The following is a 16,088-nucleotide window of genomic DNA, read 5'->3' on the forward strand; positions in this document are numbered from 1 at the left end:
GATCTGACTGGGTAAAGGGGCGCGGTAGTCTAGTCGCGCCGACGGTGCCGGCCAAGCACCGCCGCCACGGGAGCGACCGGTAGCGCGGTGTAAGGAAAATCGTTCGCACTATCTCCCAGCAGCGCCGCCCCGGCGGCGGATCGGTGGAATGCGGCCCGCCCGATACACCTCCCTGACGTAGCCCGGGCTTCAGCCCGGGAACGGAGCCAACCATGGGATTGATGGCCTCCCCCTCCGCGTGGGTCGATGAAGCGCGACCCACCCTACACGAGCCATGGCAAGGGCCCCGTAGGATGCGGTGAGCTGTGCGAACCGCATCGAATCCGGGGCGCCTGGGCAATGATGGGCTTCGCACAGCTCAGCCCATCCTACGTGCCGATGGATTATCCCCACGCGAGCCATGGCAATGGCACCCGTAGGATGCGGTGAGCTGTGCGAACCGCATCGAATCCGGGACGCCCGGCAATGATGGGCTTCGCACAGCTCAGCCCATCCTACGTGCCGGTGGATTCCTCCCACGCTCGGGGTCAGTAGCCGCGCTGGAAGTCCACTTCGCCGCGCAGCGGCTGGCCTTGCTGGAAGCGGGTGAGGTTGTCGGTGAACAGCCTGACCAGCGGCTCGGCCAAGGTGGGGGCGGAGCTGTGGCCGGTGAGCAGCAGGCGCGGGGCGCGCCAGAAGGGGTGCTCGGCCGGCAGCGGTTCCTGGCGGCAGACGTCGATGACGGCGCCGGCCAGTTCGTTGGCTTCGAGGGCTGCGACCAGGTCGTGGTCCACCACCGCAACGCCACGCCCGGCATTGATGAAGAGCGCGGTGGGCTGCATGCGCTGGAACAGCGCGCGGTCGTAGAGGTCCTGGGTGGCGGGGGTGTCCGGCAGCAGGTTGACCACGCAGTCGGCCCAGCCGACCTGTTCGGGCAGGGCCTCGAGGCCGGCGACTTCGGCAAAGGGCTCCAGCGGACGCGGCTGGCGGGCGATGCCGCGAAGTTCGACACCGAAGGGGACGAGGAAGCGCCCGACGCTGCTGCCGATGTCCCCGGCGCCCACCACCAGCACGCGCCGCCCGGCCAGGCTGCGGGGCAGCCGGCCATCCCAGCGCCCTTCCACCTGGCTCGCCAGGCGCGCCAGCAGCGCGCGCTCATGGGCCAGCAGGTAGGTCAGCACGTACTCGGCCATCACCTGGCCGAAGATGCCGACGGCACGGGTGAGCCGGTACTGGCGCGGCAGGCCTTCGGCCAGCAGCGGGGTGATGCCGGCCCAGGTGGACTGCGCCCATTCGGGCCGAAGCCCCCGGCGCAGCAGCTCGGCGAGGCGATCCGGGCTGCCCAGCCACACCGGGCAGTCGGCGGCCAGGCGGGCCAGTTCGTCAGGCGAATCAGTAGCCAGCAGTTCCAGCTCGGGGGCGACCTCACTCAGCAGTTCGGCGTGGCGGGCGTGGTTGGAGTCGGCGAGGAGAACGCGCATCAGACCGGGTCGTTCATGCGCAGGAGCTCTTCGGGCAGGTGCTCGATGTACTCCTCTTCACCCGGCGGCATCTGCAGGTGGTAGCCCTGCTTCTCGATGTTCTCCAGCACCTTGTGGATGTCCTCGCGGGACAGTTGGCGCTCGGGGCTGAGGACCAGGTCGAAGGTATGCCGGGGGGCGCCGAAGGCGGACAGCAGGCCTTCGGGCACGCGGCTGAGGGCTTCGGCCTTGTCGACGTAGAGGTACATCTCGTTCTTGCGGGGGCTCTTGTAGATCGAGCAGATGCGTTTCATCAGGCGGTCTCTCCGGCCAGGACGTCCAGCAGGGCCTGGCCCATCAGTTCGCGGCGCCAGCCACGCAGGCCTGCGGGCAGCTGGTAGGGGCCGTTGGGGAAGCCACTCTTGATGAGGGCTTCGAGGTGTTTCTTGCGCAGCATCAGCTCGGGGGCGATGCCCAGGCGTTCGGCCTGGGCCTGGCCGACGGCGCGCAGCTTCTTGAGCAGGCCGTTGACTTCGGCGGGCAGCGGCTCGGGCAGTGCCTCGGGCCATTCGGCGGGCGGCAGTTCGGCCGCTTCGCGGATCAGCTTGAGCAGGGTGTTGCCGTCCTGGCGGACGGTGCGCGGGTGCATGTCTTCGATGCGCGACAGGGCGACCAGGTTGTCCGGCTGGAAACGCGCCATGGGCCACAGGGCGTGCTCGCGGATGATGCGGTTGCGCGGCTGGTCGCGGCGCCGGGCCTCGGCCTCGCGCCAGGCGTAGAGGGCGCGGAGCACGGCGAGTTGCTGGCGGGACAGCTTCCAGCCGAGCTTGGACTCGCGGTACAGCGTCTGGGGGTCGGTCTCGCGGCGCAGGTTGGCCACCAGTTCGGCGCCGTCTTCGAGGATCCAGGCGCGCTTGGTGGCGTCGAGACGCTGGTCGAGGATGCGGTAGATCTCGGCCAGGTGCACGGCGTCCTCGGCGGCGTAGCGCTCCTGCATCTCGGTGAGCGGGCGCTGCAGCCAGTCGGAGCGGGTCTCTTCCTTGGGCAGGTCGATGCCGAGCACGGCGTTCACCAGGCGCGAGTAGCCCATGGAGTAGCCGATGCCGAGGTAGCCGGCGGCGAGCTGGGTGTCGAGCAGCGGCTGCGGCAGGCTGCCGGTGAGGCGCAGGAAGACTTCGAGGTCTTCGCCGCAGGCATGCAGCACCTTGGTGACGGCAGGGTCTTCGAGCAGGGCGGCGAAGGGACGCCAGTCCTGGATCAGCAGGGGGTCGATGAGCCAGGCCGTCTCGCCGTCGCCGACCTGGACCAGGCCGGCCTTGGGGTAGAAGGTGTCGACACGCATGAACTCGGTGTCCAGCGCGACGAAACTCAGTCGGCGCCAGCGTTCGCAGTGGGAGGCCAGTTCGGCGTCGTCGCGAATCCAGTGAAAATCGATGGCCACAAGGCTCTCCTCGGTTCAGAGGCGCGAAGTATATATCGCAACCCCGGCGCCGCCCCACCCGGCCTGGCGGGCGGGCGGCAGCCGGCTCAGACGAGCAGGCTGCGCAGGCGCCCCACCAGGGCCGGCGAACTGGGCTGCATGGGCTCGCGCAGCTCATCGCGGATCAGCCCGCGCAAAGCCAGCAGGCTCTTCACCGGTGCGGGGTTGGGCTCGGCAAAGGCCAGTTCGATCAGGCGTTGCAAGCTGTGCGCGAGGGCCCGGGCACGGGCCAGGTCGCCCCGCTGCACGCAGGCGGCCATCTCGACGAAGCGCTCGGTGTGGTGGTGGGCGGAGGCGGCGATGGCGCCACTGCCGCCCAGGCAGAGGGTGGTGAACACCTGGTTGTCTTCGCCGGCCAGCACGGCCAGTTGCCCGTCGGCGATCAGGGCCTGGGTCTTGCCGGTGTCGCCGCCGCAATCCTTGAGGGCGACGATGCGGGGATGGCGGGCGAGCTGGCGCAGAGTGTCGAGGGCCAGGGTGGCACCGGTGCGGTAGGGGATGTCGTAGAGGATCACCGGCAGCCGGGAGGCGTCGGCGATGCGGCTGAACCAGCTGAGCAGGCCGGCCTGGGAGGGGCGGATGTAGTAAGGCGCCGGGACCAGCACGCCGCCGATGGGGCGCTGCTGGATGGCGTCGAGCATGCCCAGGACGTCGTTGAGGTTGTTGCCGGCCAGGCCCATTACCAGGCGTTCGCCGGGCACGATCTCGAGCAGGGCATCCAGCACGGCGAGGCGCTCGTCGCGGCTGAGGGCGGCGGCTTCTCCGGTGCTGCCGCAGGCGACCAGGCCGGCTGCTCCGGCATCCAGCAGGTGCCGGGCGAGGCGTTGCAGGGCGGGCAGGTCGAGTTCGCCGTCGGCGAAGGGGGTCACCAGGGCGACCCAGATTCCAGAAAACGCGGGCATTGCTTCACTCCTTCAGGCTGACCGTCTGTCGTCGCCGTCGGAGGGGTACAGGGATGCGGGAGTGAGAGAGGGTTCGACCTTCGCGCCTGCTGTCCTGTCAGCCCATCTGACGGGACAGCGCGCCCCGGTCAAATGAGCGGCTGTTTCTTGACCTTGCTCGCGGCGACGCCAAGCGCAAGCGCCGGCAGGGCCGGTACGAAAGCGCGGGAGAAGGCGTGGGCGGGCATGGTCGGGCTCAGGTTGCAGATTGCGAGGAGCTGGATACTGCGGGGAACGGTGGAGGGCTGTCAACGCCGATGAGCGTCCGCCCTCCTCCGCCTGGTCTCAGTAGCTGCCGCCGGCTTCCTGGCAGAGCTGCTTGGCGAGCATGCCGAGGGTCATGATGGCGCGCTCGGCTTCGCGGTTCCACGGGATGCCGCAGTTCAGGCGCACGCAGTGGTTGAACTGCTCGGTGTTACTGAAGATCAGCCCCGGGGCGATGCTGATGCCCTGCTGCAGCGCGCGGACGTGCAGGTCCTTGGTGTTGACCTTGGCCGGCAGGCTGATCCAGAGGATGAAGCCGCCATTGGGCCGGGTCATCTGGGTGCCGTCGGGGAAGTACTGCTGCACCCCCAGCTGGAAGGCGGTGAGGTTCTTGCGGTACTCCTGTCGGATGTAGCGCAGGTGCCGGTCATAGCCGCCGTTCTCCAGGTAGGCGGCGACACCCATCTGGGTGACGCTGCAGGCGGAGTGGGTGGTGAAGGTCTGCAGGCGCTGGATTTCGTCCTGGTACTTGCCGGCGACGATCCAGCCGATCCGCACGCCGGGCGAGAGGGTCTTGGAGAAGCTGGAGCAGTAGATCACCCGGCCGTCACGGTCACTGGCCTTGAGGGATTTGGAGGGGCCTTGCTCGAACATGAGCTCGCCGTAGATGTCGTCCTCGACGATCTGGATGTCGAAGTCCGATGCCAGGCGCAGCAGTTGCTTCTGCCGCTCTTCGGGCACGGTGCCGCCCAGCGGGTTGCTGAGGCGCGAGGTAAGCACCAGGGCCTTGATGGGCCATTGGTTGGCGGCCAGTTGCAGGGCTTCGAGGCTGATGCCGGTGGTGGGGTCGCTGGGGATCTCGATCACCTTGAGCCCGAGCAGGTCCGCCAGTTGCAGCAGGCCGTAGTAGGTGGGCGATTCGGTGGCGATCAGGTCGCCAGGGCGGGTCAGCACCCGCAGGCTCATCTGGATGGCGTCGACGCAGCCATGGGTGATGACCACTTCGGACGGGTCGACCACCACGCCGGCATCGCGCATGCGGATCGCCACCTGGCGGCGCAGCGGTTCGAAACCGGGGCTGAACATGTAGCTGAAGGCGCGCGGGCTGTGGAAGCGGGTGACCTTGGCCAGTTGCTGGTGCAGGGCGCGCACGGGGAGGTAGTCCACGTGGGGCACGGCGGCGCCGAGGGGGAACACGCCCTCGCGGCGGGATTCGGTGAGCACCTGGTTGATGATGCTGGCGCGGGTGACCAGGCCGGGGCGTTCGACCCGGGCGATGTCGGGGGTCGAGGCGGTGAGCGCGGGGGTCTGGTGGACGTAGAAGCCGGACTGCGGCCGCGCGCGGATCAGGCCCTGGTCTTCCAGGTTGGCGTACGCCTGCAGCACGGTAGCGTGGCTGACGTTGAGCTGGGCGCTGAGCTTGCGCACCGAGGGCACCCGTTCGCCGGGCTGGTACACGCCACGCCGGATGTCTTCGGCCAGTTGCTGGGCGATGCGTTGGTAAAGCAGCAGATTGGTCATGGCGGCGGCACCTGTCTCACTGGACCGTAACAGTACCGAAGCGAGACGGGATTGCACCGGTACAGTCCGCAAAATTGTGGACCATACAGTGAAATTTGCCAGGGACTGTACCGCCACAGTGACCGGTGGTTGCGCCTCGTCGCACAAGTGCCCCGTTGCAAACCCGAGCTGTATGGGTGCGAGGCGTGGCGAGCGGGCATGAAAAACCCCGGGGCCGCGAGGCCGCCGGGGTTCCTGAGGAGGCGCGGGGGCGATCAGCGGGCTTCGCCGAGGTTGCCCTTTTCGTCGGAGATGACGATCTCGACGCGGCGGTTCTGCGCGCGGCCGCTGTTGGAGGCGTTCTCCGCGATGGGGAAGGCTTCGCCATAGGCCTTCACCTCGATGCGCTTGGCGTCGACCCCGAGGTCGGTGAGCACGTCGGCCACGGCCTGGGCGCGGTCACGGGACAGGGCGAGGTTCTCCTCGCGGGTGCCGCTGCTGTCGGTGTAGCCCTCGATGCGCACGGTGCGGCGCGGGTTGATCTGCAGGAACTGCACGAGCTTGAGCACGGTGCGGTTGGCCCGGCCCTTCAGCTCGGAGCGGCCGGTGTCGAACAGCACGTCGCCCAGGGTCATCACCAGGCCGCGATCGGTCTCGGTGGCGGCGAGGGCGACCATCTGCTCCTCGAGCCAGTTGCCCTTCTGCTGCGCGCTGAGCAGCTTGGCTTCGCGCAGGGATTGCTGCAGGCGCTCCTGCTCGCCCTGCAGGCGCACGGCGCGCTCCTGGTCGCGGGCCAGTTCGCTGTGCTGGGTGGCGATCTGGCTGTAGCGCTGGCTGAGGAAGGCATAGTGCTCGACGTCGCCGTCGTTGCCCCAGTAGGTGGCAAGGCGCTCGGCGCGGGCCAGGGATTCCCCGGCGCGGATCACGTCCTTGGGTGCACTGGCCAGTACCTGGGGGTCTTCCTTCACCTGCTGGAAGCGGTTGCGGGCTTCATCCAGGCTCTGCTCGGCCTGGCGCGAGGAGGCGCAGCCGCCGAGCAACAGGAGCGCGGCGACGAGGCCGCCCATGGCGATACGCGGGGTCATTCCAGGTCCCCCAGTTGCTTGCGCAGGCGATTGATGCGGGCGGTCAGGTCGTTGAGCTGGGCCTTGCTCTTCTGGGTCAGCACCAGGGATTCGGCGAGGCGGGCGTCCAGTTCGGCCTGCTCGGCGAAGAAGCGCGCGCGCTTGTAGTCCTGCTCGCCCATGTTCTTCTGGGCGCGGGCCAGCTTCTCTTCAGCCAGTTTCATCTCGGGGATCTGGTCGGCGCTTGCGCCGACGGCACGGGCCTGGGCCACGGCCTGCTCGGAGAGGCGCATCTGCTCGACGGGGGCGGGATCGTTGGCGCAGCCGGACAGGGCAAGAAGTGCCAGGCCGGCGGCCATTATGCGGTGTTCGATCACTGGGGTTTCCTACGGTTTCGGGGCCGTGGCGGGCTGTACCTGCTGGGTCCGCCACCGCTCGAGATTGCGTTGCAGCAGGGCCTGCGGCACCCCTGCGGCGACCAATTCTGTCATCTTTTTCGCCAGTTGTCCGCGCAGCCAGGGGTCGTTGCAGGCGGAGTTGTAAGAGAGCGTGAGGTACAGCCCTTCGCTGGCGATAGGCGGTTCCAGCACTTCCAGGTCATTAGTGATACCGAGGGTTTCCGCCAGGGCGACGCCGGGGTAGTGCTCGTAGAGAACGAATTCGGTGCGCTCCAGCAGCAGTTTCTGGAAGGCCTGGGTGACGCTGGGGACTTCTTCGAGGGTGAGGTTGTCGCGGGCGAAGTGGTCGAAGTCCTGGCCGAAACTGTTGTTCACCAGGGTGCCACCGGTACGCCCCTTGAGGTCGTCACGCCCTTGGAAGGGGAACGCGCGGCCGTGCTTGACCCAGACCACGCTGGGCGTGTCCAGGAAGGCGGGGTGGATGTAGTCCATCGTTTCCAGCCGCGGCAGGGTGAGGAAGGCCCCGGCGATGAGGTCGACCCGACCGGTGCGCACTTCGTCCTGCGCGCGGGACCAGGGGCCGGTATAGAGGACGTCGATCTTCACGCCGATTTCTTCGCCGATGCGGTGCAGCAGGTCGGCATTGGCGCCGACCAGCAGCTTGGGGTTCTGTGGGTCGCGCCACAGGTAGGGCGGGTACTCGGGGTTTCCCGTGGCCACCAGGCGCTCGCACTTCTTGGCCGCCAGGGCGAGGGTCGGCACCAGCAGGCTGGCGATCAGCAACGGAGCGAGGAAGAGACGTCTGTACATCATGGAGTCCCAGTTCTGGAGCTTGGTTGGGAAGACGCCGGCCGTGTCACTGCACGACCATAACGCCGTGCTAGCTTAGGCCATTTGAAATCGTTATTTGTCATAAGGAAGCCTTGATGAAGAAACTGCTTGCAGGACTTGTGACGTTGCTGGCAGCAGTGGCGGCCACGCTTTATTTCTATCCGCCTGCGTTGATGGCCAGCGCGCGACTGGTGGAAACCCATCTGGCCGGCCTGAGCCGCCAGGTGGTGACAGCGGGCGAACTGGATTTCGCCTACTACGACGGCGGCCCGAAGCTGGGCGAGACCATCGTCATGGTCCACGGCTTCGGTGCGGACAAGGACAACTGGCTGCGCATGGCCCGGCACTTCAGCAGCCGCTACCACGTGGTGGTACCCGACCTGCCGGGCTTCGGTGAAAGCAGCCGGCCGACGGGCAGCTACGACGTCGGCACCCAGGCCGAGCGGCTGGCGAACTTCATCCAGGCGCTGGCGGTGGGCAAGGTCCATCTGGTGGGCAACTCCATGGGCGGGCACATCGTGGCGCTGTATGCGGCGCGCTACCCGGACCGCGTGCGTTCGCTGGCGCTCTTCGACAACGCGGGGGTCACTGCACCGCACAAGAGCGAACTGTTCGACCTGCTGGAACAGGGCCGCCCAAATCCCCTGGTGGTCACCCGCGTCTCCGACTACGACAGGCTGATGGACTTCGTCTTCGTCGATCCGCCCGTCCTGCCGGCCCCGCTCAAGCGCTACCTGGCCGACAGGGCCATCGCCAACCAGGCCCACTACGAAGCGGTGTTTCAGCAACTGGTTCAGCGCTACATCCCCCTGGAGCCGGAACTGCCAAAGATCCAGGCCCCTACCCTGCTGCTCTGGGGCGACAAGGACCGCGTGCTGGATGTATCGAGCCTCGATGTCATGAAGCCGCTGATCCCGCACGCCAGTACGGTGGTCATGAAGGATTGCGGACACGCCCCGATGATCGAGCGCCCCGCCGAGACAGCACGCCACTACCAGGCCTTCCTCGACGGTCTCGCCACCGGCACGGCCACACCGTGACCGCTTGCCCGTACAGAGCGACGCAATTATCGGAGAAATAAAAAAGACGGGAAAAGAAAAAGGCCTGCATTTCTGCAGGCCTTTCTTGTATGGCGCACTCGAGAGGATTCGAACCTCTGACCGCCCGGTTCGTAGCCGGGTACTCTATCCAGCTGAGCTACGAGTGCGTTGTGGTGTTTTTAGACCAGATCACCGCTGGTTTCTTCAATCACCCGACGCTATATCAGCTGATTGAAAATGGCGCACTCGAGAGGATTCGAACCTCTGACCGCCCGGTTCGTAGCCGGGTACTCTATCCAGCTGAGCTACGAGTGCGTTGTGGGCGCGCATTATAGAGACTTCAAAACCACCGTCAACTGATTTTTTCGATACTTTTCAATAACTTATCGAACTAACCGCTGACATCTCTACAACACTGAATAATGGCGGAGAAGGGGGGATTCGAACCCCCGACACCCTTTTGAGGTGTACTCCCTTAGCAGGGGAGCGCCTTCGGCCACTCGGCCACCTCTCCGCAACACGGGGCGCATGATAACCATGTTTTCCCCGTTTGCAAAGAAAAAAAGTAGAAAAATTAGTGGTTTGGTTCCTGGTCTTTCTCTTTCTGGATGCGCTGGTAGATTTCCTCACGGTGCACGGCTACCTCTTTCGGGGCGTTGACGCCAATGCGCACCTGATTACCTTTCACGCCTAATACGGTGACAGTGACTTCATCACCGACCATCAGGGTCTCTCCGACCCGGCGAGTCAGAATCAGCATTCCTTTCTCCTCACGGATGTGTTTCAGGGACAGTCTGCAAAAAAGAAATGGCGTCGGCCCCCCATGAATTTCAAGGGGCGTCCACCCAAGTATTGACCAGCGGTGGCAAAAGGAAAGTTCCACCACCGCAGACCAAAAACGACGAAAGGCGCGGGGTGAGCCGCGCCTTTCGTTATAAGGCTCACTCGCTCTGTCGAGCGGGTGCATCCAGTTCGAAGGCGGTGTGCAGGGCACGGACGGCCAGTTCGAGGTACTTCTCCTCGATGACGACGGAGACCTTGATCTCGGAAGTCGAGATCATCTGGATGTTGATGCTTTCCTTGGCCAGGGCTTCGAACATGCGGCTGGCGACGCCCGCGTGGGAGCGCATGCCGACACCGACGATGGACACCTTGGCGATGTTGGTGTTGCCGCCGACTTCACGGGCACCGATCTCGGCAGCGGTCTTCTCCAGCACGGCCAGGGCGTTCTGGTAGTCATTGTTGTGCACGGTGAAGGTGAAATCGGTGGTGTTATCGTGCGCGACGTTCTGCACGATCATGTCCACTTCGATGTTGGCCGCACTCACCGGGCCGAGGATCTTGAAGGCCACGCCGGGGATGTCCGGCACGCCACGGATGGTCAGCTTGGCCTCGTCGCGGTTGAAGGCGATGCCGGAAATGATCGGCTGTTCCATGGATTCCTCTTCATCAAGGGTAATGAGGGTGCCCGGACCCTCCTGGAAGCTGTGCAGCACGCGCAGCGGAACGTTGTACTTGCCGGCGAACTCCACCGAGCGGATCTGCAGCACCTTCGAACCGAGGCTGGCCATTTCCAGCATTTCCTCGAAGGTGATCTTGTCCAGGCGACGGGCCTGGGGAACAACGCGCGGATCGGTGGTGTAGACGCCATCTACATCGGTGTAGATCTGGCACTCGTCCGCCTTCAGGGCAGCCGCCAGGGCCACGCCGGTGGTGTCGGAACCACCACGACCGAGGGTGGTGATGTTGCCGTGCTCGTCCACGCCCTGGAAACCGGCCACCACCACGACGCGACCGGACTTGAGGTCGGCACGGATCTTCTGGTCGTCGATCTGCAGGATGCGCGCCTTGTTGTGGGCGCTGTCGGTGAGGATGCGGACCTGGTTGCCGGTGTAGGAGACGGCCGGCACACCGCGCTTGATCAGCGCCATCGCCAGCAGGGCGATGGTCACCTGCTCGCCGGTGGACACCATCACGTCCAGCTCACGCGGAACCGGCTTGTTGTCGCTGATCTGCTTGGCCAGATCGATGAGGCGATTGGTTTCGCCGCTCATGGCGGAAACCACCACGACGATGTCGTCACCGCGCTCGCGGAATTTCTTGACCTTCTCGGCCACCTGCTCGATGCGCTCGATGGTGCCGACCGAGGTCCCCCCAAACTTCTGTACGATCAAAGCCATTTCAAAGCCGCCTAATCCCGTGAAGGGCGCCCATTAAACAATCAACGCAGGACACTGCCAAGGGCCCGCCGGGCGTGGCGCGGAGCTCCTGGCGAAGGGTTCCGGCGGGCGCCCGGTGCGTGTGGCAACCGGGCGCCAACGGCATCAGAGCCCCTGCTCGACGAACGGAACGGCAAGTGCCAGAGCCTGGTCCAGGGCTGCGGCGTCGGTACCACCGCCACGCGCCATGTCCGGACGGCCACCGCCCTTGCCACCGACCGCTGCCGCGGCCTGCTTCATCAGATCGCCGGCTTTGAGTTGGCCGGTCAGGTCCTGGGTGACGCCGGCGACCAGTGTCACCTTGCCCTCCAGCGCCCCGCCGAGCAGGATCACTGCGCGGCCGAGCTTGTTCTTCAACTGGTCGACCAGCGCCAGCAGCGCGTCGCCGTCCACGTCCAGGCGCGCGGCCAGGACCTTGACGCCCTTGACCTCCACCGCCGATGCCGCCAGGTCGTCGCCGGCCGCGCTGGCCGCCTTGGCCTTGAGCTGGTCGACTTCCTTCTCCAGCTGGCGGTTGCGCTCCAGCAGGGCTGCGAGCTTGTCCAGGACGTTGTCACGGCTGCCCTTGACCAGCACGGCCGCTTCCTTCAGCTGCTCCTCGGCACCGTTCAGGTAAGCCAGGGCCGCAGCACCGGTGACTGCCTCGATACGGCGCACGCCGGAGGCTACACCGCCTTCGCTGGTGATCTTGAACAGGCCGATGTCGCCCGTGCGGGAGACGTGGGTACCGCCGCAGAGCTCGACGGAGAAATCACCGCCCATGCTCAGCACGCGAACCTGGTCGCCGTACTTCTCGCCGAACAGCGCCATGGCGCCCTTGGCCTTGGCGGTCTCGATGTCGGTCTCTTCGGTCTCGACTGCGGTGTTGCGGCGAATCTCGGTGTTGACGATGTCTTCCAGCGCTTTCAGCTGCTCGGGCTTGATGGCCTCGAAGTGGCTGAAGTCGAAGCGCAGGCGCTGGCTGTCCACCAGGGAGCCTTTCTGCTGCACGTGCTCACCCAGCACGCGGCGCAGGGCTGCGTGCAGCAGGTGGGTCGCGGAGTGGTTCAGCGCCGTGGCACTGCGAACGGTGGAGTCGGCCTCGGCCTTGACGCTGGCACCAACCGAGAGACCGCCCTTGGCCACGATGCCGTGGTGCAGGAAGGCACCGCCGGCCTTGGTGGTGTCACGGACGTCGAAGCGCACACCGGCGCCTTCCAGGTAACCGCAGTCGCCCACCTGGCCACCGGACTCGGCGTAGAACGGGGTCTGGTCCAGCACCACCACGCCCTCCTCGCCTTCGGCGAGGCTGTCGACGGCAGCGCCAGCCTTGAACAACGCGACGACCTTGCCGCTGCCGCTGGTGCCGGCGTAGCCGAGGAAACGGGTGTCACCGTCAACCTTGACCAGGCTGTTGTAGTCCATGCCGAAGGCACTGGAGGCGCGGGCACGTTCGCGCTGGGCTTCCATCTCGCGCTCGAAGCCTTCCTCGTCGACGGTCAGCTCGCGTTCGCGGGCGATGTCGGCGGTCAGGTCGACCGGGAACCCGTAGGTGTCGTAGAGCTTGAAGACGATGTCGCCCGGGATGACCTGGCCCTGCAGGGACGCGAGGTCCTGCTCGAGGATCTTCAGGCCATGTTCCAGGGTCTTGGCGAACTGCTCTTCCTCGGTCTTCAGCACGCGCTCGATGTGCGCCTGCTGCTGCTTGAGCTCGGGGAAGGCCTCGCCCATCTCGGCCACCAGGGCAGCGACGATCTTGTGGAAAAAGGTGCCCTTGGCGCCCAGCTTGTTGCCGTGGCGGCAGGCGCGGCGAATGATGCGGCGCAGCACGTAGCCACGGCCTTCGTTGGACGGCAGCACACCGTCCGCCACCAGGAAGGAGCAGGAGCGGATGTGGTCGGCCACGACCTTCAGGGACGGGGCGTCGTCGTTGGCGCAGCCGATGGCCTCGGCAGCGGCCTTGAGCAGGCTCTGGAACAGGTCGATCTCGTAGTTCGAGTGCACGTGCTGCAGCACGGCGCTGATGCGCTCCAGGCCCATGCCGGTGTCCACGCTGGGCGCCGGCAGCGGGTGCATCACGCCATCGGCGGTGCGGTTGAACTGCATGAAGACGTTGTTCCAGATCTCGATGTAGCGATCACCGTCCTCTTCCGGGGAACCGGGCGGGCCGCCCCAGATGTCCGGGCCGTGGTCGTAGAAGATCTCGGTGCACGGACCGCACGGGCCGGTATCGCCCATCGCCCAGAAATTGTCGGACGCATAGGGCGCGCCTTTGTTGTCACCGATGCGGACCATGCGCTCGGCAGGGATGCCGACTTCCTGGGTCCAGATGTCGTAGGCCTCGTCGTCGCTGGCGTAGACGGTGACCCAGAGCTTTTCCTTGGGCAGCTTCAGCCACTTGTCGCCGGTGAGGAATTCCCAGGCGTAGTGGATGGCATCGCGCTTGAAGTAGTCGCCGAAGCTGAAGTTGCCCAGCATTTCGAAGAAGGTGTGGTGGCGCGCGGTGTAGCCGACGTTGTCCAGGTCGTTGTGCTTGCCGCCGGCGCGGACGCACTTCTGGCTGGTGGTGGCACGGGTGTAGGCGCGCTTTTCCAGGCCCAGGAAGCAGTCCTTGAACTGGTTCATGCCCGCGTTGGTGAACAGCAGGGTCGGGTCGTTGCCCGGGATCAGGGAGCTGGAGGCGACGCGGGTGTGCCCCTTCTCTTCGAAGAAGCTCAGGAAGGCTTCACGGATTTCTGCGCTTTTCATAGGTTCGTCCACGGAATCTGCGGTCAAGAATCGCCGGCAAAGGGCCGCATTATATCGGCCCTTTGCCGCGCGGATAGTGCCTTGTGCGATAGAAAGGGGCTATCGGGGGGATTTCAGCCCGCATGATCGAGAAACGCGGCAAAACCCTCGATCACCCGCTCGATTCCGGCGGCGTCGACATCCAGGTGGGTGACCATGCGCAGGCGTGCCGCCGCGCTCACTACCACGCCGCGCTCGGCCATGAAGGCCTTGAGGGCAGCGGCCCGCTCGCCGATGTCGACGTAGACCATGTTGGTCTGCACCGGCTCCACGCTGAAGCCCAGTGCCGCAAGCCCTTCACCCAGGCGCGCGGCGTTGGCGTGGTCGTCGGCCAGGCGCGCCACCTGGTGCTCCAGGGCGTAGTGCCCGGCGGCGGCCAGCAGGCCAGCCTGGCGCATGCCGCCACCGACCATCTTGCGCAGCCGGCGAGCACGCTGGATGAACTCAGCCCCGCCGCACAGTACCGACCCGACCGGCGCGCCCAGTCCTTTGGACAGGCACACGGAAACGGAGTCGAAATGGCGGGTGATCTCGGCAGCGTCCACTCCCAGCTTCACGGCGGCGTTGTACAGCCGCGCGCCGTCCAGGTGCAGCGCCAGGCCACGGCGGCGGGTCAGCTCGCGGGCCGCTGCCAGGTACGCCAGGGGCAGGACCTTGCCCTGCATGGTGTTCTCCAGCGCCAGCAGGCGGGTACGGGCGAAATGGAAGTCGTCCTGCTTGATGGCCGCCTCCACCTTCGCCAGGTCCAGGCTGCCGTCGGCCTCGCCCTCGATGGGCTGTGGCTGGATCGAGCCCAGCACTGCCGCGCCGCCGCCCTCGTACTTATAGGTGTGCGCCTGCTGGCCGACGATGTACTCGTCGCCCCGTTGGCAGTGCGCCATCAGGCCCAGGAGGTTGCTCATGGTGCCGGTGGGGACGAACAGCGCCGCCTCGAACCCCAGGCGCTCGGCCAGCCAGGCTTCCAGACGGTTGACGGTGGGGTCTTCGCCATAGACGTCATCACCCAGCGGGGCGCGGTTCATCGCCTCGCGCATTCCCGGAGTGGGTTGGGTGACGGTGTCGCTGCGCAGGTCTATGACGGACATCTCGGGCTCCTCGGCTGGGTAAGGGGGTGACCCTAAAGGAGCGCGGCGGGTGGGGCAAGGGGCGCCAGGCGCCCCACGAAGCGGGCCTCAGCCCGCAGGGGCTCGGCCCACTGGGTCAGTCGACGTTGGCGGGCACGATGAGGATGCCGGCGCGCAGGCCGTTCTTCACCTTGGGGTTGGGGAAAATGATGCGCGCGCCCTGCTCTTCCACCACCCAACGGGTCCCGGCGATGTCCTCGGCCAGCAGGTAGCCGGTGGGCAGCTCGCTGAAGTTCTCCACATCGTCGGGCAGGTGCAGGCGGAAGGCATCGCTGTGCTTGATCACCTCGCGGGACACGGCGAACAGCTTGAGGTCGCCCAGCGTGTCCACCTCCGGCTCGGCGCCCTCGATCAACTGGCGCAGGCGGGTCTCCAGGCGGTCGAGGTTCACGCCCTCGTTCTGCCCGAACGGCCGGGCCTTGCCGAGTTCCAGGGTGAAGGCCTCGGCCTCCAGCCGCGCGTAGGTGTAGGAGCTGAAGGTGATGCCGGTCTTGTTCTGCAGCAGCACGGCCTCGACCCCGGCAGCGGCCAGGCGCGCCAGCTCGCGGGGGGAATGGGCACGCCCCTCGCGGTAGGGATAGAGGGCGAACTGTTCGATGCGCGAACCGCGGATGGCGGTGTGCATGTCGTAGTGCAGGCGGGTGCGGCCCTCGCGGGCGAAGAACGCAGCGGCCAGGTGTTCCAGCTCGTTGGCGCGCATGGCCTCGGTGCCGCTGGTCTGCTCGTGGCGGCCGTTGAACAGGCGGTTGATGTCCTGCTCCACGTAGCGCTCGCCCCGGCGCATGGCCTCGGGGTTGCCGAGCAGGAAGAGGATGCGTGCGCGGGGTTTCAGTTCGCCCCGGGCCACACCCTGGATCAGCCGGTCGAGCAGCTCGATCGGCGCCGTCTCGTTGCCGTGGATGCCGGCGGAGAGCAGCAGGTCCAGGCCGTCATCGGCGCCGGCGGGCGGGGTCACCTCCAGGGCGCCCTCCGCCAGCCAGTGCAGGCGCGTGCCCTCGGCGGTCAGTTGAATCTTCTCGGTCGGCTCACGGCCGGCCAGGGTCAGTTCAAGCAGCTTGCCAAGGGCCAGCATCCGCGCGTCC

The 16,088-nt window shown here is 66.4% G+C and carries 14 protein-coding genes and 3 tRNA genes; 1 reads left to right on the plus strand and 16 read right to left on the minus strand.

The window, feature by feature from the left end; genetic code table 11:
- Positions 1–527 precede the first annotated feature (527 nt).
- The 8 genes from PotMrB4_RS19995 to PotMrB4_RS20030 all read right to left on the minus strand — a co-directional run bounded on the left by PotMrB4_RS19995 (position 528) and on the right by PotMrB4_RS20030 (position 7,836).
- The gene (locus PotMrB4_RS19995) at positions 528–1,460 is read right to left on the minus strand and encodes a D-2-hydroxyacid dehydrogenase (RefSeq protein WP_172434306.1); all 933 of its coding nucleotides are present in this window, start codon (positions 1,458–1,460) and stop codon (positions 528–530) included.
- A complete protein-coding gene (locus PotMrB4_RS20000; protein WP_172434307.1) occupies positions 1,460–1,753 on the minus strand; it encodes a YcgL domain-containing protein in 294 nt (97 codons plus the stop codon). Before PotMrB4_RS20000 ends, PotMrB4_RS19995 begins: the two co-directional genes overlap by 1 nt.
- Positions 1,753–2,880: a ribonuclease D gene (gene rnd / locus PotMrB4_RS20005; RefSeq protein ID WP_044412260.1), complete on the minus strand. Its 1,128-nt coding sequence runs from the start codon at positions 2,878–2,880 to the stop codon at positions 1,753–1,755. Before rnd ends, PotMrB4_RS20000 begins: the two co-directional genes overlap by 1 nt.
- Positions 2,881–2,966: 86 nt before the next feature.
- Complete coding sequence (gene dapA / locus PotMrB4_RS20010; RefSeq protein WP_172434308.1) at positions 2,967–3,821, minus strand: 4-hydroxy-tetrahydrodipicolinate synthase; 855 nt, start codon at positions 3,819–3,821, stop codon at positions 2,967–2,969.
- Between the two features lie 324 nt (positions 3,822–4,145).
- Positions 4,146–5,585: an aminotransferase-like domain-containing protein gene (locus PotMrB4_RS20015; RefSeq protein ID WP_044412266.1), complete on the minus strand. Its 1,440-nt coding sequence runs from the start codon at positions 5,583–5,585 to the stop codon at positions 4,146–4,148.
- 254 nt (positions 5,586–5,839) lie between these two features.
- On the minus strand, positions 5,840–6,649 hold the full coding sequence (locus PotMrB4_RS20020; protein WP_074970161.1) for an OmpA family protein: 810 nt from the start codon (positions 6,647–6,649) through the stop codon (positions 5,840–5,842).
- The gene (locus tag PotMrB4_RS20025) at positions 6,646–6,987 is read right to left on the minus strand and encodes a DUF4398 domain-containing protein (protein ID WP_172434309.1); all 342 of its coding nucleotides are present in this window, start codon (positions 6,985–6,987) and stop codon (positions 6,646–6,648) included. Before PotMrB4_RS20025 ends, PotMrB4_RS20020 begins: the two co-directional genes overlap by 4 nt.
- A 27-nt stretch (positions 6,988–7,014) precedes the next feature.
- Positions 7,015–7,836, minus strand: a complete 822-nt coding sequence (locus tag PotMrB4_RS20030) for a substrate-binding periplasmic protein (protein WP_074970157.1) — start codon at positions 7,834–7,836, stop codon at positions 7,015–7,017.
- Positions 7,837–7,952: 116 nt separating this feature from the next.
- On the opposite strand from PotMrB4_RS20030, the gene PotMrB4_RS20035 reads away from it, so the two are divergent.
- Positions 7,953–8,897 carry an alpha/beta fold hydrolase gene (locus PotMrB4_RS20035; RefSeq protein WP_172434310.1) on the plus strand — a complete coding sequence of 315 codons (945 nt, stop codon included), beginning with the start codon at positions 7,953–7,955 and terminating at the stop codon, positions 8,895–8,897.
- A gap of 90 nt (positions 8,898–8,987) precedes the next feature.
- Here PotMrB4_RS20035 and PotMrB4_RS20040 read toward each other — a convergent pair.
- From PotMrB4_RS20040 to astE, 8 genes are all read right to left on the minus strand, one after another.
- Positions 8,988–9,064, minus strand: a tRNA-Arg gene (locus PotMrB4_RS20040).
- Positions 9,065–9,135: 71 nt separating this feature from the next.
- Positions 9,136–9,212: transfer RNA gene (locus tag PotMrB4_RS20045), tRNA-Arg, on the minus strand.
- 108 nt (positions 9,213–9,320) lie between these two features.
- Positions 9,321–9,411, minus strand: a tRNA-Ser gene (locus PotMrB4_RS20050).
- Between the two features lie 60 nt (positions 9,412–9,471).
- Positions 9,472–9,657, minus strand: a complete 186-nt coding sequence (csrA, locus tag PotMrB4_RS20055; RefSeq protein ID WP_007159101.1) for a carbon storage regulator CsrA — start codon at positions 9,655–9,657, stop codon at positions 9,472–9,474.
- Positions 9,658–9,838: 181 nt separating this feature from the next.
- A complete protein-coding gene (locus PotMrB4_RS20060; protein ID WP_044412275.1) occupies positions 9,839–11,077 on the minus strand; it encodes an aspartate kinase in 1,239 nt (412 codons plus the stop codon).
- 144 nt (positions 11,078–11,221) lie between these two features.
- Positions 11,222–13,843 (minus strand): alanine--tRNA ligase, encoded by a 2,622-nt coding sequence (alaS, locus tag PotMrB4_RS20065; RefSeq protein ID WP_160480009.1) that lies wholly within the window; start codon positions 13,841–13,843, stop codon positions 11,222–11,224.
- Positions 13,844–13,956: 113 nt separating this feature from the next.
- Positions 13,957–14,967 carry a low-specificity L-threonine aldolase gene (gene ltaE / locus PotMrB4_RS20070; protein ID WP_172434311.1) on the minus strand — a complete coding sequence of 337 codons (1,011 nt, stop codon included), beginning with the start codon at positions 14,965–14,967 and terminating at the stop codon, positions 13,957–13,959.
- Between the two features lie 115 nt (positions 14,968–15,082).
- Positions 15,083–16,078, minus strand: a complete 996-nt coding sequence (gene astE / locus PotMrB4_RS20075) for a succinylglutamate desuccinylase (RefSeq protein ID WP_044412282.1) — start codon at positions 16,076–16,078, stop codon at positions 15,083–15,085.
- Positions 16,079–16,088 lie beyond the last annotated feature (10 nt).

Origin of the sequence: Metapseudomonas otitidis (assembly GCF_011397855.1) — a bacterium.
GTDB classification, from domain to species: Bacteria; Pseudomonadota; Gammaproteobacteria; order Pseudomonadales; family Pseudomonadaceae; genus Metapseudomonas; species Metapseudomonas otitidis.

What these genes read in the sequence shown, in the direction of transcription:
- PotMrB4_RS19995 (WP_172434306.1), bottom strand. Translation starts at nt 1,460, where the DNA reads ATGCGCGTTCTCCTCGCCGACTCCAACCACGCCCGCCACGCCGAACTG.
- PotMrB4_RS20000 (WP_172434307.1), bottom strand. Translation starts at nt 1,753, where the DNA reads ATGAAACGCATCTGCTCGATCTACAAGAGCCCCCGCAAGAACGAGATG.
- dapA (WP_172434308.1), bottom strand. Translation starts at nt 3,821, where the DNA reads ATGCCCGCGTTTTCTGGAATCTGGGTCGCCCTGGTGACCCCCTTCGCC.
- PotMrB4_RS20015 (WP_044412266.1), bottom strand. Translation starts at nt 5,585, where the DNA reads ATGACCAATCTGCTGCTTTACCAACGCATCGCCCAGCAACTGGCCGAA.
- PotMrB4_RS20020 (WP_074970161.1), bottom strand. Translation starts at nt 6,649, where the DNA reads ATGACCCCGCGTATCGCCATGGGCGGCCTCGTCGCCGCGCTCCTGTTG.
- PotMrB4_RS20025 (WP_172434309.1), bottom strand. Translation starts at nt 6,987, where the DNA reads ATGGCCGCCGGCCTGGCACTTCTTGCCCTGTCCGGCTGCGCCAACGAT.
- PotMrB4_RS20030 (WP_074970157.1), bottom strand. Translation starts at nt 7,836, where the DNA reads ATGTACAGACGTCTCTTCCTCGCTCCGTTGCTGATCGCCAGCCTGCTG.
- PotMrB4_RS20035 (WP_172434310.1), top strand. Translation starts at nt 7,953, where the DNA reads ATGAAGAAACTGCTTGCAGGACTTGTGACGTTGCTGGCAGCAGTGGCG.
- csrA (WP_007159101.1), bottom strand. Translation starts at nt 9,657, where the DNA reads ATGCTGATTCTGACTCGCCGGGTCGGAGAGACCCTGATGGTCGGTGAT.
- PotMrB4_RS20060 (WP_044412275.1), bottom strand. Translation starts at nt 11,077, where the DNA reads ATGGCTTTGATCGTACAGAAGTTTGGGGGGACCTCGGTCGGCACCATC.
- alaS (WP_160480009.1), bottom strand. Translation starts at nt 13,843, where the DNA reads ATGAAAAGCGCAGAAATCCGTGAAGCCTTCCTGAGCTTCTTCGAAGAG.
- ltaE (WP_172434311.1), bottom strand. Translation starts at nt 14,967, where the DNA reads ATGTCCGTCATAGACCTGCGCAGCGACACCGTCACCCAACCCACTCCG.
- astE (WP_044412282.1), bottom strand. Translation starts at nt 16,078, where the DNA reads ATGCTGGCCCTTGGCAAGCTGCTTGAACTGACCCTGGCCGGCCGTGAG.